The following is a 231-nucleotide window of genomic DNA, read 5'->3' as shown; positions in this document are numbered from 1 at the left end:
CACCCCTTCACCAATCCGCCATCCACTATCAAATTCTGTCCCGTCACCGCACGCGACCACGGGCTGGCGAAGAACAGCACCGCGTCGGCGAACTGTTCCGGCGTGGTCACTTCGCGCAGCGGCGTGCCGGCGGCGATCAGGTCGAACACCTCGTCGGGCGTGGCGGCCGAGGCGTCGGTGGTGCGCAGCAGGCCGCCGGACACCATGTTGACGGTGATGCCGTCGGCGCCC

At 68.8% G+C, this 231-nt stretch carries 1 protein-coding gene; it reads right to left on the bottom strand.

Annotated features, from left to right (window positions below; genetic code table 11):
- Positions 1–231, bottom strand: a 231-nt coding sequence (locus tag SB764_RS45045) for an SDR family oxidoreductase (protein ID WP_410867440.1), incomplete at both ends; no start/stop codon positions are given.

The sequence above is a fragment of the Paraburkholderia sp. SIMBA_027 genome (genome assembly GCF_046535315.1).
In the GTDB taxonomy this organism is placed as follows: domain Bacteria; phylum Pseudomonadota; class Gammaproteobacteria; order Burkholderiales; family Burkholderiaceae; genus Paraburkholderia; species Paraburkholderia tropica.
Note: the sequence above shows the minus strand (reverse complement) of the source record. Positions and strands in the feature narration are given on the sequence as shown.